The following is a 16502-nucleotide window of genomic DNA, read 5'->3' on the forward strand; positions in this document are numbered from 1 at the left end:
CTATTAATAAAATGTACAAAACATTTGAAGAGAGGAAGTTAGTATGAGTAAAATTATAGATATATCTTTTGTAACTTGGAGCCTCATGAAGGAAACGGCATTTTGGTTTTTGATAGGATTGATCATAGCTGGAATTATTCATCAATTTATACCCCAAAGATTTTTGCAGAAAATCCTTGGTGGTAGAGGTATCTTCCCTATATTTTGGGCAAGTGGATTAGGAGTACTCTTACCTGTTTGTAGTTGTGGAATTATACCTGTGGCCGTAGCGCTACATAAGAAAGGTGTGGCAGTAGGCCCTGCCCTGGCACTTTGTGTTTCCGCACCTGCAGTCAATCCCGCAGCTTTTGGTTTAGCTCTTACAACCCTTGGTTATCCTGTAACAATGGGGTACTTACTAACAGTCATTGGAGCGGCACTAATCTTGGGTATTGTTGCAAATAAAACTGTAGCTCCTGTTCAATACATATCGGAAAAAAAGAAATGTGGTTGCTGTAATAATGGCTCCCATGATAAACATAAAAGTAGCTTGCTAAATGGATTTAAGTGGTCATTTAACACATTGGCAGTGGAGCTGGCACCTGCTTTAGTCTATGGATTTTTAGTGGCTGGAGTGATGATGGTTATAATTCCAGAAGATATAATTAAATCTGCTCTAGGGTTCTCTGGAATAATTGCTTATCCATTAACAGCTTTTGTTGGTGTATTTATGTTTGTGTGCAATGTGGGGGCAATCCCCTTTGTTGCTTCTTTATTAAGCCAAGGTGCATTGCCAGGTATAGCTATTGTATTCTTAATAACAGGCCCTGCTACAAATACAGGCCAATTGTTCTTACTGAACAAGGCATTTGGAAGCAAAGCTATGCTGTTATACGCTTTTATTGTTCCGAGTATTTCAATACTGGGCGCCAGTATTTTTGGGATGGTAAAGCCCGATTTAGAGGTATCCATAAACTTAACCAATACAAGTGGCCATGATGGTACAGTGTGGGGGATATTATTTGTTTTTGTACTTATATTTGCTCTTCTTAAGGAAAACAGGAAACATAATCATTAGAATAATTTAAAAATAAGGCCAATTAGTGTATAATACAATAAAGGAGTGATTAAGTATGAAGATTACTAAAAATCCATTTTTTACCTTACTATTCCTATCAAGTTTACTAGTCTTATTCTTAGCTTATACAGGGATTTCAGCAGCTTTAAAGCTCCCGACCTCCAGTGAAGTGACAAGTATAATTACTTCAATTGGCTTGATAACAGGTATGGTTCCCATCATATGCTATTTAGTTGCAAAGTTTTATTCTTGTGAGAATCAACAGACAAATAAGAGGCTTTAATGTTTGAAGAATATAGTTAAAGGACAAATGGATATCCTTTAACTATATTCTTCTTTTTAAGAAGTAATAATAAACAAAAATACTAGGCATCAATGAAGGATTTTATGTTTTCCATAGGGGTTTTGTATGGTAATGTGCACCCTGTAGCAGGTATGAAATTGCTATATTGCTTCGTGTGCTTTAAAAGTTCTTTTGCTTCCAATTCAACATCAAAGGGTTGCTTATTTAACATTGTGCTTATGGGAGAAATGTTGCCTAGAATAACCTTTTCTGCAGGGGCATGTGTTAGTACATTTTCTATATTAAGGGTTTCGTCCACGGAAATTCCTTGGGCTTTGACCATAAATACATTATTAAGAATTGAGTTTATATCTCCACAAATATGTAGAATTGTCATGTCTTTAAATTGATTAAATATCTGATTAAGGGCAGGGAGTAGGAAGTTATTAAACTGACTGGGAGTTAGAAATGAAGCCACAGGATCCGAAACCATAAGACAATGTGGTTTAATGGTATTTAATTGACTAACTAAATCTAGACTGAGATTTGTGATAATTTCAAGTAACAGCTTTATATTGTCAATATCGTTATTTTTCATGAGATAACGAAAGTAATCTTGTGAAGTAAGGGATGCTAATATGGTTAAAGGCCCAGTAATTGAAGCAACCAAAGGAGTATCAGTCTGTTCTTTAACTTGCCTGTACGCTTCTTTATATATGAAAAATCTTTGGCTTTTATCTAACTTATATCTGACTTTTGCAATATCTAAATTGGAGTTAACTATGGGGCGGGAAATAAAAGGGTGGGACATTGGTGGAAAGTTAGTATATACCCCTAAAATTTCGCACTCGAAAACTAAGTCTGTAATGGTTCTAATGAAGTCAAGTTTAAACAATGAGTCAAAATCTAGAGCTACTTTACTCATTTTATAAGGGTCTGTATAGGTTTCTTTGAAAGTGAAATTATTTAGTTTTATTCCAGGGAAGCTTCCTAAAACCATTTTCAATGGTCTTTCACTGTTTGAACAATACTCGTAAAGATTCATTAAAAGACCTCCAAAAAATTAGATTGTATGAGAAATTTATACATTTGCAAAAAAAAGTTATACTAATTATATATACTTTTAAGTGAAAAAGAGAAAAGTAGAATACCACTTTTCTCTAGTGTACATGGTCACACCCACAATCATCGTGGTGTGTATGGTTTTTATTTTGGGAATGGCCGTTACACCCGCAACCACAATTTTTATGCTTGTAACTATGTTTTACTAAAATCTCGTTGCCTTCTTCATTAACAAACTTTGTCCTATCAAGGGTAGATCTCACTTGCCCCCGTACTGCACCAAGATATTCTTGTCTCAAACTATGCTGTTCTCGCTCCTCTCCTGGTGTGAGGCCTTGTTCTTTCTTTTTTCTAGCTAAATAATTAATTCTATCAATTTTATCTTTAGTTAACAAATAAACACCTCCTGATTAATTAATATTATAACCTAAAATAGGAAAAAAGAAAAAGTGAGTATTTTGAAAACATTAAGTTAACAGGAAAAATATTGTTATAATATAATAATCGACTAGATGCAATTGGAGGAATGAAGAGGAAATGGTAAAAAAAGCAGTAATATTCCGAGTTAACTACTACATAGGATTAGGTGCTGCAAGATGCCTAGGGAGAAATAATATATGGGTCGTTGCAGCCATTGAAAATAATAGCAAAGTAAAGTATGGATTACATACTAAATATATTGACGAAAGAATAGATATAATCAATGTTAAGGAAAATCCGCAGAAAGCTTTCGAACAGTTAGTTCAGTATGCCAAAAGGCAAGATGCTAAGCCACTATTGATACCCACTACAGATCCTTACGTGGAGTTTGTTGATAGATTTTTAGATGAACTAAGAGAGTATTATTTACTTCCTCCAATTAAAAAAGGCTTATATACAAAATTAATGGATAAAGACCTTTTAAGTGTTCTAGCTAACCAAAATAATGTTCAAATCCCCAAAGTAATAGAACCTAATTCCCAAGACAACATAACTGAAACATTAGATAAAGTTGAACGAGAGATAGGTTTTCCGTGCCTTATAAAACCAGTCAATTCACATAAGTTCGTTGCTGTATTCAAAGAAAAGATGTTTATAGCTAACAATAGAGATGACATAATAAACGGTCTAAGTAAAGCCAATGAAAAAAAAATGGAAGTTTTCATCCAGCAATTGATTAAAGGGTTCGACGACCAGATGTATACGTTTGATTGCTATATTGATAAGAATGGTGAAATGACCCACTGGGCTACCTTTCAAAAACAAAGACAGTTTCCTATAAACTTTGGGGCATCTACTTATATTAAGCAAAGGTATGTACCTGAATTAGTTGAAATAGGGTCTAGATTTTTATTAGATATCGACTACAGAGGGTTTGCAGAAATTGAGTTTAAAAAAAATGCAAGGGATGGCCGTTTTTATCTAATTGAAGTAAATGTAAGAACAACTAATTTTCATATACTACTTGAGAAATTAGGTATAAACACGCCACTTATTATGTTTAAAGACCTTAACAATGAGAAAATTGGTACTGAATTTATTAGAGAGGACACTGAAATTCATTTTTGGTCTTGCTATGAAGATATTTCTGCAATCCGTGGGTATCTAAGAAAAAAACAGCTTACTTTACCAAATGTAATTAAGTCATTGTTATATAAAAAAGTGGAAGCTATTTGGGCTTTCGATGATCCATTGCCTGGCATATATTTTGTTTTAGAAAAAATTAAGAAATTTATCTACAAAAGATTCAGTAGATAGTAAGGGGGGAGTATATGAAAAAAAAAGAAAATTTAAATGAAATACTTGGTATTTTAGGTGGTATGGGACCATTGGCAACGGCTGAATTTTACCAGAAGATAATAAACAAAACAGACGCAAGGATTGATCAGGATCATTTAGATATATTTATATCTAGTTTAGCCTCAACTCCCGATAGAACTCAGTATATATTGAATAATGGACCTAGCCCCGTGGAAAAACTTGTGGAGTGTGCTAAAAAGCTTGAGCATATAGGAGCAACTTATATAGCCATGCCCTGCAATACTTCACACTTCTTCTATAATGACGTGATAAAACATATCAGTATACCTTTTTTGAATATGATTGAAGAAACTGCAAAACATATAAAGAAAAATAGACCTACAAAAAATATTCTGCTTTTAGCCACAAAAGGTACCATTTTTGGGAATGTATATAAGGATACTTTTATAAAATATGATCTAAAGTTAAATGTGCCAGATTATATTAATCAAAATATCACATCTGAGATTATTGATACTGTAAAAAGGGGTAATCTCAAAAATCTAAGCAGATATTCTGATTTCTTTTTAGACCTAGAAAGGCAATATCTTATTATTTTAGGCTGTACAGAGCTTTCTGTGGCAAAAGATTTTTTATCCATACAAGGGGGGTTTATTGACCCATTGGAGGTTCTAGTGGAAAGTGTGCTAAAATTTGCTAACAAAAAAATTAAAGAAACTAAGTAAAACATGGATGGCAAAGGATCCATGTTTTTTTTGTTAGGATTAAAATTATAGCAAAATTTCATAGTTTCATTATTATAATCACAAAAGAATTTTTTTGTTCATATACTAGATATAAACATTTTTAAAGGGGGAGAACTATGAAAAAAATCCCAAAGTGTATGAGTACGCAACATCCGGATAATGTAAATACTCCTTTTTTTTGTGAAAATGGAGAGCTCAAAGGAGAAGATGAAGTAAAAGAGGCATACTATGTATATTCCCATTTAGGGTGTGGTGAACAGATGTGGGATTGTGAAGGAAAGGAAATTGACAATTACGTCATAAAAAAGCTTTTAACTAGTTACCCTTATCTTTTTAAAAAGAAAACATTAGGTGAAGAACTGTTCTTAACACTAAGGGTTCCTAACCCACAACTGGAGAAGGCAGAGGGAAAAATTCTACTTGAGACCCTTGAAAGTATACCAAGGTCCTTTGATATTGCGAAGATTTTTTATAAAGAAGATAAACCCCCCATTTACGAGGTAATACTCCCTATGACCTCTAGTGTAGAGGAAATAAATAGTATTTATTATTATTATAGAGACTTTGTCATTGGTAAAGAAAATTCAACTTTTGTTTTTGATGGTAAAAAGAATATTAAAGATTGGGTTGGAGAATTTAAGCCTAAGACAGTGAATGTAATACCCCTATTTGAAGATAAAGATTCCATGCTAGAGTGTGACAATATATTGGAAGAATACCTCAAGGACAAAAAAATAACTAATCAAAGGGTTTTTTTAGCGAGATCTGATCCTGCAATGAACTATGGATTTATTGGTGCAGTTTTACTAAATAAGATTGCCCTATGGAAAATAGATAGATTAGCTAAAAAAATCGGTGTTGATTTATTTCCTATAATAGGGGTTGGGTCTGCACCCTTTAGGGGAGGGTTGACACCTTATAGTGTAAAGCGAGTTACTGAAGAATTTCCAAGTGTCCATACTTTCACAATTCAATCGGCATTTAAGTATGATTACCCTTTAAAGGACGTAAAGGACGGGATAGATTTCATAAATGCATTTAAAACTGGGAAGGCAATTGAAATCGACGAACAAAAATCAATGGATATTATTGAGAAATGTGCCGTAAGCTATGGCAGGGACGTCATAGACCTTGCTACAACTATCAACTCGTTTTCTAAATTTATACCAAGAAGAAGGAAGAGGAAGCTTCATATTGGACTGTTTGGCTACTCAAGAAAAAAAGGCGAACTGAAGCTACCAAGGGCTATAACATTTTGTGCTTCCCTCTATTCATTGGGAGTGCCTCCTGAAGTGCTAGGTATTAGTGTATTATCTTTAGAGGACTTGAACTTTATTAACCAATTCTACCCTAGTTTTAAAGAAGATCTAAGGGATGCAGTAAAATTTTTAAATCCCCAAAGTCCATATTTACCTAAAGGAGTACTGGAAAAACTAAGTATTATTTTAGAAAACTATGACGTTGATGAAGAACACAAACTAATAACAGACCAGATAATAACTGATTTTTCAAAGGATAATACTGAAGGATTACAGGAATTAATTCTACAGGCTGCAAAAATAAGAAGCTTTTTAGGATAAAAATTGATCCCCTTAAGTTTTCAACTAAAAGGGGATCAATTTTTCTTATTTAATAATTTGTTAATATTTTCATTGAAACTTTATAACAGTTTTATAGTCTAATATAAGTAGAAAATATAAGAATAAGTGTTAAGGGGGAGTTGACGTGGGTATAGCATTAGTTCTATCAGTTACTATAGGGTTGTTTGCCATAATTCTAAGGCCTAAGATAGGATGGTTTATTTTAGAAGGATGGAGATACAAAAGCTTTGAGCCAAACGGGGAAGAGTTATTGTTAAGTAGGGTAAGTGCGGCAATAATTCTCTGTGTTATCTGGTTCGTATTTGTCCCTTTTGCTAGTATAGTCTAACAAAAATATATATTTAATAACAAGATGCAAATAATAAAACTCCTAGTGGGAAATTTTCCCTAGGAGTTTTATTATTTGTTGTAATAAAATAAAAAAAAGTGGCTATTAAGCCACTTAAATTTTAGTTGGAGCCGACGATGGGATTCGAACCCGCGACCTGCTGATTACAAGTCAGCTGCTCTGGCCAACTGAGCTACGTCGGCAAATATTTATGGTCGGGGCGAAAGGATTTGAACCTTCGACCCTCTGGTCCCAAACCAGATGCGCTACCAAGCTGCGCTACGCCCCGTCAACCACAAGATTTATTTTACGATAAAATCGAGAATATGTCAATACATTTTTTATTTTTTTTAAAAATAATTTATCCACTGCTGTTTGAGCTTGATCTGCGTCTACTTTCTAAGTAACAATGATAAGTAATAATGCTTAGTGCTGCAGCTAAAATTGCAGGAAAAGTGCCAGTATAGTTTATTGAAACATCAGAGCCAATTACATCACCACCCAAACGACCACTTAAATATCCTGCCTCTGAAGTTAAATTAACACTAAAACCTATAAATTGCCCACCGACCCTACCAGTAATATGCCTTTCTCCAGAGATTGATATATCATCTCCTATAACTTCACCACCAATTCTACCAGATAAAGAGTTTGAAGAATAGGCAAGGTCTACATCGTTTCCTATAATCATTCCACCTATCCTACCCTTAAGGGTACTGTCTGTATACTTAAGTCTAACACTCTTGCCCTGGATAGCTCCACCTATTCTTCCTTCAATGGTAGTTGAACTGATGCTACATTCAATACTGTAACCCATAATCTGACCGCCAACCCTACCCGATAAATTTCCCATGTAGATCCCTCCGTTATTATTATATAAGTACATATTTAAGATATTCTGCAGCACATTAAAAATTCCTCTATTTCAATGTTCCTTTGATGATGCTAGCTAATATTTCTATTCCTGCTTCGATATCTTTTTCAGCCATGGTGGTGAAACTTAATCTAAAAAAGTTTTGTTTCCTATCAATAAAAAAATCATCACCGGGGAGGATTCCAACACCATGTTGTTTGGCCAAATTTGCTATATCATCAGCGCAAATATGGGGAGGAAGCTGTATCCATACACACAAACCACCAGTTGGTTTTGTAAACATTACAGATGAAGGTAATCTTTTCTCAAGGGCAGATATTGTGGTTAAACATCTGGATTGATAAACCTTTTTTACTTTATTAACATGCTCTTGCCACAGATCTTTTCTTAGATAAAGATCAAAGGCCCTTTGTAAAAAGCCAGAAGTGGAGATGTCTGAGAACTGTTTAGCCTCAATTAAAGGTGTGTTAAAGATTGGTGGAGCTACTAAAAGGGCTAGCCTTAACCCGGGCATAAAAACCTTTGAAAAAGACTTTATATAGATTACTATATTTTCAGTATCTAAAGCTTTAAGGGGAGGGATTTTGTTAATTGAATAGTTTAAATCTGAAAAATGATCGTCTTCAACTATAAGTGTATTGTACTTAGAAGCAAGGTCTAATAGCTTTCTTCGATGGGCTAAATCATACTGATAGCCCGTTGGACTTTGGAAATCAGGCATTACATATATAAACTTTGGATTAAACTTTTTCAACCTGTCCTCAAGGATTTGCAAATCCATGCCTTTATTGCGAACGGGGATACCAACCGTTTTAGCACCACGGGAAGAGAAGGTAGCCATTGCACCAGGATAACAGGGCTCTTCAGTAAAAACAAAATCACCTTCAGATAAAAGGGTTTTAGCAATTATATCTAAACCTTGCTGCCCACCTGAAATTATATGAACATATTGATGGGGTACATTGATTTTGTACCCCTTTAATAACTCACGAAGACTTTGCCTGAGGGGTAAATATCCCCCTGCTTCTTGATAATTAAAAGCAAAACCCCCATCTCTCTCTAAAACGTCATTTAAAAGGCCCTTAAAGGCTTTAACTGGAAAGAAGGTGGGTGAAGGTGAGGAAGTGATGAAATCATACTTTACATCACCAAATACGGTGCTCTCAGAGTATCCTTCATTGGTATCTATAAGGTTATTATCTGCAATTACAAAAGTTCCGCTACCATGGATTGTATAGGCGTAACCATCTTGTTCTAAGGTTTTGTAGCAATTAACAATTGTTACATTATTTACATTTAAAAAGGTAGACAATTTCCTAATGGAAGGCAGCTTATAATGATGGGGTAGGGAACCTTTTACAATTAAACTTTTAATATGATCTGTTAACTGTTTATACTTAGATTCGCTGTTTGTAAATTGCACATGAAATACATTCATAAAAACACTCCCGTATTATATTGTATGGATACAGTTAGAATACAACATATGGTGCTATCTTGCAAGGGCAAAATCACCTTTTAAACATACCCTTCAAAATAGAAAAAACAAGGAGCTTGACAGCTCCTTGTCACTAACCAACTACAATATTAACAATCCTACTTTTGATAACAATAACCTTGCGTATGGATTTACCTTCAATATAACCTTGCACTTTTTCATCTTCTAAAGCAAATTTTTCAATGGCTTTTTCGTCCATCTGTGAATCCACTTCGATTTTACCCCTTACTTTGCCATTAATCTGAACAGCTAGTTCTATGGTGTCTTTTACTAGAGCTGCTTCATCAAACTTTGGCCAAGCTTCTTTGAAAACAGAGTATTCAAAGCCTAATCTTTCCCACATTTCTTCACTAAAGTGTGGAGCAAAGGGAGCTAAAATTGTAACAAACTTCTTTAAGGTTTCCTTTACAAAAGCCATGTTGGCAGTGGAGACATTGGAATGATATTGATACAACCCATTTAATAGTTCCATCATTCTGGCTATAGATGTATTGAACTGGAATTTATCAGCATCTTGAGTAATTGACTTTATAGCGTTGTTTAAAATGAAGTTTAGTTCTTTTTCATCTTTGCCAATTTCATTTGTGGAAGGACCGTGTTCGGTCTCAGTGAATGTTTCGATAAACCTTTCAAGCCTGTCTACAAAACGTACAATAGCCTTCATTCCATCATCGCTCCATGGACCACCCTCGGTGTAAGCAAATCCAAACATTAGATAAAGTCTAAAAACATCTGATCCGTGGTTTTGAATGTACTCATCGGGTGAAATAACATTACCCTTAGACTTACTCATTCGGTTTCCATCAGGTCCTAGTATTATACCTTGGTGGACCAATGAAGTAAAAGGCTCATCAAAGGTAATATAGCCCATGTCACGTAAAGCTTTGTTGATGAATCTAGCATAAAGCAAATGCATACAAGCATGCTCAGGTCCACCAACGTATTTATCCACAGGACCCATCTTACTTAGCCACTCTTTGTCAAAGGGTTCGTTCACATTTTTATTATCAGGATACCTTAAGAAATACCAGCTTGAATCAACGAAAGTATCTAAGGTATCAGATTCCCTTTTGGCCTTAGCTCCACATTTGGGACATATAGTATTGATAAAACCTTCGTGCTTGGCCAAAGGTGACTTGCCGTCGGGGGCAAAATCTACATCGTAAGGTAGCTCCACGGGAAGTTGATCTTCTGGCACCGGAACGGTACCACAGTTATCACAGTAAATGATAGGGATAGGTGCACCCCAATACCTCTGACGTGATACAAGCCAGTCTCTTAAACGGTAATTTACTTTATTTTCAGCCTTTTGTCTAGAAGATAAACTTTCTACTATTTGCTTTTTGCCTTGTTCCCAATCAAGGCCATCAAATTCCCCACTATTTACTAATTTACCTGGGCCAGTATATGGAAGCTGGTCATTATCCGTATATCCAGCTATAACCCTATCAATTGGTAAATTGTATTTGCTGGCAAATTGAAAATCCCTTTCATCATGCCCTGGAACAGCCATTACGGAGCCAGTGCCATAAGAAAATAGTACATAATCCGCTATCCAAATTGGTACCTCTTTGCCGTTTACTGGATTTATTGCGTAACTACCTGTAAAAACGCCAGTTTTTTCATTGGTAGTAGATAATCTATCTATCTCTTTAAGTTTTTTTGTTTTTTCTTGATAGTTAATAACGGCTTCTTTATATTCAGGTAAAGTCAATTTTTCAACAAGGGGACTTTCCGGAGCAAGGACAACGTAGGTTACGCCAAATAATGTATCTGGCCTAGTTGTAAATACTTCCACCTTATCACTATGATTCTTAATATCAAAGGTTATTTGTGCACCAGTGGATTTTCCAATCCAGTTTTTTTGCATTAATTTGGTTTTTTCTGGCCAATCTAATCCATCTAATTTTTCTAAAAGTTCATCTGCATACTCCGTTATTTTGAAAAACCATTGTGTTAAGTTCTTTTTAGTAACCTCAGAACTACAACGTTCACATAATCCATCAAGAACTTGCTCGTTAGCCAAAACAGTATTGCAATCTGGGCACCAGTTGACAGGTGCTTCTTTTCTATATGCTAGCCCTTTTTCATATAGCTTAACAAATAACCACTGTGTCCATTTATAATAATCTGTATTACAGGTTATAACCTCATAGTCCCAATCAAACATAGCACCCATTTTCTTAAGCTGCTCTTCCATTGTGCGGATGTTTTCCATTGTGGAATCATAGGGATGAATTCCTGTTTTTATAGCATAATTCTCAGCTGGCAAACCGAAGGCATCAAAGCCCATGGGCTCGAATACTTCATATCCTTGCATGCCTTTAAACCTTGCCCAAGAATCAGTAAGACCATAGTTATACCAATGGCCTACATGAAGTTTACTACCTGATGGGTAAGAAAACATTTCAAGACAGTATAGTTTTTTATCAACATTTTCTTTATTAAACTTATAAAGTTTAGTTTCATCCCATCTCTTTTGCCATTTCTCGTCTGTCTTAACAGAATAATTAGCCATTTCTAAACACTCCTTTTAAAAAGTTTGATTTTAAATATAAAAAACCTCTCATCTCATAAATAGAGACGAAAGGTTAATTTCCGTGGTACCACTCTAATTGGATATGTAATATATCCCACTTGAAACCATTTAACGGTGGTGAACCGTAAAATCCTACTTGGGGGTTCAGACTTTATTCTCAGGGGTGAGTTCAAGTTACTTTTTGTACCCTTTTACACCAAACAAGGGCTCTCTGTGACAAACAGTAAAAATACTAATCCCCATCAAAGAATTTATCTTTATTTAATAATGAATTATATAGAACAACAATACGGAAGTCAAGAAAAAAAATAAAATTTAATAATATTTATCCAAGATTATATATAAGAGGTGAAAATCTACAATTTTAGTATTATCATTTATACTATAATATATACAAGTAGAGAGGGAGGGGGGAAGTCTAAAATAATTTAACTAACTCAAAGAGACAGTCATCTCAGACTGTCTCTTTTAATGTAATCGTACCTTTACACTTACCACACCTGTATTTATTTGTGTTAATTTTTTTCATTCTGTGGAACGAGACTCCACAAGTAGAACAGGTATACACGTACTTATACTGTCTCATGGGTTTTGCATGCATTGGAGCATTTACTATCTTAACTAGAGCTATGAATTCTTTATCCCTATGCTTATAAGGAAGACCCATCTGATGCAAGTGATAGTGCGCAAGTTCATGCTTAATGGTAGAAATTAAACCCTCTAAACCATATTTTTCATAATACTTAGGATTTAGCTCTATATTGCCTTGGTTTATGAAATACCTTCCTGCTGTAGTGCGCAACCTGTTGTTGAAATATGCACTATGCTTGAAAGTAGTTTTGATATAGGGTAGGCCTTCAAAAAAATCACGGGAAATTTTTTGCACTAGATTTTGTAAATCTTCCCCTGAAAAAGAAATTAATTCTTGTTGTTTTTCCATTCCCTTAACCTTTGTTTACTATCTAGTTGTTTCTTACGAAGTCTTATGTTTTTAGGTGTGATTTCAACTAATTCATCGTCATTGATAAACTCAAGAGCTTGCTCTAAACTAAGTTGAGTGTGTGGGGTTAGTGAAATGGCATCATCTGACCCACTAGCTCTCATGTTAGTTACCTGCTTGCGTTTACAAACATTTACATCAATATCATTTGTTTTAGCATTTTCACCTACGATCATACCCACGTAAACTTTAGTTTGAGAAGGTATGAACATTCTACCACGGGCTTGTGCCTGGGACAGACCATAAGGTGAAGCATCACCAGGATCAGAAGCAACTAAAGAACCACGGCTACGGTAGTTGATTTCCCCTTTAAATGGTTCATAGCCTTCGAAAATATGGCTTAGTATACCGTTACCCTTGGTGTCTGTTAGCATTTCAGAACGGTAGCCAATAAGACCTCTAGCTGGAACTAGAAGCTCTAATCTTGTATGATCAGATGAAATATTGGTCATATCAACTAAGATACCTTTTCTTATACCAAGTTTTTCAATAACTGTACCACTAAATTCTTGGGGAACATCTATTGTAACACGTTCAATTGGTTCATGCTTTACACCATCAATATTTTTGAATATTACTTGGGGTTTACTTACCTGGAATTCGTAGCCTTCACGTCTCATTGTTTCAATTAGAATTGAAAGATGAAGCTCTCCACGTCCCCTAACTTCAAAGCTGTCAGTTTGGTCTGTTTCTTCTACCCTCAAACTAACATTAGTCTCCAGTTCTTTCATCAATCTATCCCTTAGGTGCCTTGATGTAACATACTTACCTTCGAGACCCGCAAAAGGGGAGTTATTCACGATGAAATTCATTGCAATTGTGGGCTCATCTATTTTAACAAATGGGAGGGGCTGTGGATTTTCAATATCGCAGATGGTTTCACCGATGTTAATAGGATCGATACCACTAACTGCATATATATCTCCATACTTTCCTTCAGTAATCTCCACTTTGTTTAAACCACGATAGGTATAAAGTTTTCCAATTTTTTGAGTTGTAAAACCTTCGGGAGAATGAACTGTAACAGGTTGCCCTTGACGGATAATACCATTAACTAGTTTACCTACTGCAATCCTACCTACAAACTCATTGTACTCTATAGAGGTTACCATAAGTTGTAGGGGCTCTTCGTTACCAACTGGAGGATACACAGTATCTATCAGTAGATCGAAAAGAGGTTCAAGATTTTCACCTTTTTCGCCAGGAGTCAATGAAGCCCAGCCTTGAACAGCAGAACAATAAATAACTGGAAACTCCAACTGATCTTCATCTGCGTTTAAGCTGATGAACAAATCTAAGACCTCATCTACAACATCTTGTGGTCTAGCATCTGGTCTGTCAGCCTTGTTAACAACTACTATTGGCTTTAGGTTTAATTCCAATGCTTTTTTTAGAACAAACTTCGTCTGAGGCATAGGACCTTCAAAAGCATCCACCACAAGCAAAATGTTGTCAACCATCTTAAGTGTACGCTCAACCTCACCGCCGAAATCAGCATGACCCGGGGTATCAACTATATTAATTTTTACATCTTTATAAATAATAGATGTATTTTTTGCTAATATTGTTATCCCACGCTCTTTTTCTAAAGAGTTGGAGTCCATTACTCTTTCTTCAACATGTTGGTTTTCCCTAAAAACACCACTTTGTCTTAGTAGACCGTCAACTAGGGTTGTTTTACCGTGGTCAACGTGAGCTACTATAGCTACGTTTCGAATATCTTTTCTTATAACGTTATTATTCAACTTTTGTTTCTTCCCTTCTATATAAAAATGCAACGAACTCAATTATATCTTATTTTACATCTTTTGCAAATAAAATTCTAAAAATACGTTCTACTATTATTGTTCACTTTTTATTAAATCATAATCAAAAAAATGGCTTATGCCATTTTTTTGTTACAGCTTATAGACAAACCTCAGACAAAGTCATTGACCCTAGATGTGTATATTAAAAAGCAGTACAATTAATTCGAGGAGATAGACTTAAGTTTTGTAGGGGATGGTCTTGTACCATCCTGACATTCAAAAGCCCGCTAGTGCTTTCATACTGTCAGGGCCCTTCTGGAGTTTAGATAGAAGCCTTAAGTCTCGACGTAGAATTTTGCACAAAAAACCATAGAGTGATTTTCTCTATGGTTTTTGGGGTTGTAGGGGTTCACCCCTGCCGTTTTCAGGAGTTACTATAGGGAGATTCCTGTAGTGAAGAAAATTTGAGCTTTGCAATAAATAAAACCTCGCATTAAAATGAAGTTATCACCTAGCTAGTGAAATAAAATCATTTTATTGGAGGTCTATAAATGAATTCTAACCAAAATCAGAAGATTAATCAAGTTAAGGAAGAAACAATTGTAATAGGGATAGACATAGCAAGTGAGTTACATTATGCCAGGGCTTTTGACTGGCGTGGGATAGAACTAGGTAAGGTATTTAAATTCTCAAACAGCGAAGAAGGATTTTGTAATTTATATGAGTGGATAGAGGACCTTAAAAAAGGGACCAGGAAGTCGGAGGTATTAGTAGGTGCCGAACCTACTGGTCACTATTGGTTAGGTCTTTCGGAAAGCCTAAAAAATAACAAAGTGCAACTGGTTTTTGTTAACCCTTTGCATGTTAAGAGGAGCAAAGAACTTGACGATAATCATCCTTCTAAAACAGATTCTAAAGATCCTAAGACGATAGCAAAACTTGTTATTGAAGGAAGGTTTAATGAGCCCAATGTACCTGAGGGTATATATGCTGAGTTAAGGATTGCTACTTTCACAAAAGAACGTATTGTGAAAGAAATCAATCAGATTAAGAATCGAGTAGAACGATGGTTGAAAATATATTTTCCGGAGTACAAAGATGCATTTGCATCTTTTGACGGTATTGGAAGCCTGGTTGTTTTAGAAAATTGCCCACTTCCTAAAGATGTTCTAGAGTTAGGTGCTGAAGGTGTTAACAAGTTGTGGAGAGATAGAAAGTTAAAATCCTCTGGTATGAATAAGGCAGTTATCTTATATCAAGCTGCCAAGAGAAGCATAGGAGTAACGGAAGGATTAGAGGCAGCAAGATTTGAGCTAAACATGCTCATTGAAGATTATCGTAGTAAAGCCAGACAATTAGAACTTGTGATGGTGAAGCTCCAAGGGTTATGTGATCAGATCCCTGAAGTTCAAAAAGTAATGGAGATTAAGGGGATAGGATTATCTACTATAGCTAACTTCATAGCGGAAGTTGGAGACATAAGAAGGTTTGATTCTCCGAAACAAATACAAAAATTAGCTGGGCTTGCCATAACTGAGAGTAGTTCCGGTAAGCATAAGGGAAAGACTTCCATAAGCAAGCGAGGAAGGAAAAGGTTAAGATGTGTGCTATTCCAAGCAGCCATTTCACTTGTAAGCAATAATGAAGAATTTCGTTCAGTTCACGAGTATTACACAACTAGAAAAAACAATCCATTAAAGAAAATTCAGTCCATAACAGCTATAAGTTGTAAGTTAATCAGGGTGTTATATGCATTACTAACTAAGAATAAAAAATATGATCCTGAAAAACTTGTCAGCGATATAAAAAGACCTGAATTAATAGCTGTTGCATAGGAAATGGTTTAGAATCTAGTTGTTTATAATTATAGATTTTGTCATTATCACAGTAAGGTTAGGAAAAGCGTCCGTACAATACGCCTAATCTTATTTAATAAAATATGTCAGTATTACTAAAGAAACAGCAGGTAGTCGATAGATCACCGTAAGAGCATGACTCGGCCTAGGAGAAAATAGACACCCATAAC

14 protein-coding genes, 2 tRNA genes and 1 other annotated feature are annotated in these 16502 nt (G+C 35.2%); of the genes, 7 read left to right on the top strand and 9 right to left on the bottom strand.

From position 1 onward, the window contains the following. The first annotated feature begins 43 nt into the window (after positions 1–43). Both HYG86_RS16385 and HYG86_RS16390 read left to right on the top strand, forming a co-directional pair. Complete coding sequence (locus tag HYG86_RS16385; protein ID WP_213166631.1) at positions 44–1057, top strand: permease; 1014 nt, start codon at positions 44–46, stop codon at positions 1055–1057. A gap of 55 nt (positions 1058–1112) precedes the next feature. Beyond that, the gene (locus tag HYG86_RS16390) at positions 1113–1340 is read left to right on the top strand and encodes a hypothetical protein (RefSeq protein ID WP_213166632.1); all 228 of its coding nucleotides are present in this window, start codon (positions 1113–1115) and stop codon (positions 1338–1340) included. Positions 1341–1422: 82 nt separating this feature from the next. Here HYG86_RS16390 and HYG86_RS16395 read toward each other — a convergent pair whose 3' ends face one another. Then, positions 1423–2385 carry a uroporphyrinogen decarboxylase family protein gene (locus tag HYG86_RS16395; RefSeq protein ID WP_213166633.1) on the bottom strand — a complete coding sequence of 321 codons (963 nt, stop codon included), beginning with the start codon at positions 2383–2385 and terminating at the stop codon, positions 1423–1425. Positions 2386–2500: 115 nt separating this feature from the next. Next, positions 2501–2797, bottom strand: a complete 297-nt coding sequence (locus tag HYG86_RS16400) for a DUF896 domain-containing protein (RefSeq protein ID WP_213166634.1) — start codon at positions 2795–2797, stop codon at positions 2501–2503. A 142-nt stretch (positions 2798–2939) separates the two neighbouring features. Here HYG86_RS16400 and HYG86_RS16405 point away from each other — a divergent pair, with 142 nt between their 5' ends. From HYG86_RS16405 to HYG86_RS16420, 4 genes are all read left to right on the top strand, one after another. Beyond that, positions 2940–4139, top strand: coding sequence for a carboxylate--amine ligase (locus HYG86_RS16405; RefSeq protein WP_213166635.1), 1200 nt, complete (start codon positions 2940–2942; stop codon positions 4137–4139). Positions 4140–4153: 14 nt separating this feature from the next. After that, positions 4154–4867: a cysteate racemase gene (gene cuyB / locus HYG86_RS16410; protein WP_213166636.1), complete on the top strand. Its 714-nt coding sequence runs from the start codon at positions 4154–4156 to the stop codon at positions 4865–4867. A gap of 137 nt (positions 4868–5004) precedes the next feature. Continuing rightward, positions 5005–6468, top strand: a complete 1464-nt coding sequence (ppcA, locus tag HYG86_RS16415) for a phosphoenolpyruvate carboxylase (RefSeq protein WP_213166637.1) — start codon at positions 5005–5007, stop codon at positions 6466–6468. A 145-nt stretch (positions 6469–6613) separates the two neighbouring features. Next, complete coding sequence (locus HYG86_RS16420) at positions 6614–6817, top strand: DUF6199 family natural product biosynthesis protein (RefSeq protein ID WP_213166638.1); 204 nt, start codon at positions 6614–6616, stop codon at positions 6815–6817. 126 nt (positions 6818–6943) lie between these two features. Here HYG86_RS16420 and HYG86_RS16425 read toward each other — a convergent pair. The 7 genes from HYG86_RS16425 to typA form a co-directional block, all read right to left on the bottom strand. Beyond that, positions 6944–7020: transfer RNA gene (locus HYG86_RS16425), tRNA-Thr, on the bottom strand. 9 nt (positions 7021–7029) lie between these two features. Further along, positions 7030–7106: transfer RNA gene (locus HYG86_RS16430), tRNA-Pro, on the bottom strand. A 72-nt stretch (positions 7107–7178) separates the two neighbouring features. After that, positions 7179–7670, bottom strand: a complete 492-nt coding sequence (locus HYG86_RS16435; protein ID WP_213166639.1) for a hypothetical protein — start codon at positions 7668–7670, stop codon at positions 7179–7181. A 67-nt stretch (positions 7671–7737) separates the two neighbouring features. Then, a complete protein-coding gene (gene pdxR, locus HYG86_RS16440; protein ID WP_213166640.1) occupies positions 7738–9129 on the bottom strand; it encodes a MocR-like pyridoxine biosynthesis transcription factor PdxR in 1392 nt (463 codons plus the stop codon). Between the two features lie 133 nt (positions 9130–9262). Further along, positions 9263–11707, bottom strand: a complete 2445-nt coding sequence (gene leuS / locus HYG86_RS16445; protein ID WP_213166641.1) for a leucine--tRNA ligase — start codon at positions 11705–11707, stop codon at positions 9263–9265. Between the two features lie 58 nt (positions 11708–11765). Beyond that, positions 11766–11983: a binding site (T-box leader), on the bottom strand. Positions 11984–12182: 199 nt separating this feature from the next. Beyond that, the gene (locus HYG86_RS16450; protein ID WP_213166642.1) at positions 12183–12668 is read right to left on the bottom strand and encodes a SprT family protein; all 486 of its coding nucleotides are present in this window, start codon (positions 12666–12668) and stop codon (positions 12183–12185) included. Continuing rightward, entirely contained in the window at positions 12647–14473 is a 1827-nt protein-coding gene (gene typA, locus HYG86_RS16455) for a translational GTPase TypA (protein WP_213166643.1), read from the bottom strand. Before typA ends, HYG86_RS16450 begins: the two co-directional genes overlap by 22 nt. Before the next feature lie 554 nt (positions 14474–15027). Between typA and HYG86_RS16460 the strand changes: the two genes are divergently transcribed. Beyond that, entirely contained in the window at positions 15028–16311 is a 1284-nt protein-coding gene (locus HYG86_RS16460; RefSeq protein ID WP_213166644.1) for an IS110 family RNA-guided transposase, read from the top strand. Positions 16312–16502 lie beyond the last annotated feature (191 nt).

This window comes from Alkalicella caledoniensis (assembly GCF_014467015.1).
Classification (GTDB): Bacteria; Bacillota; Proteinivoracia; order Proteinivoracales; family Proteinivoracaceae; genus Alkalicella; species Alkalicella caledoniensis.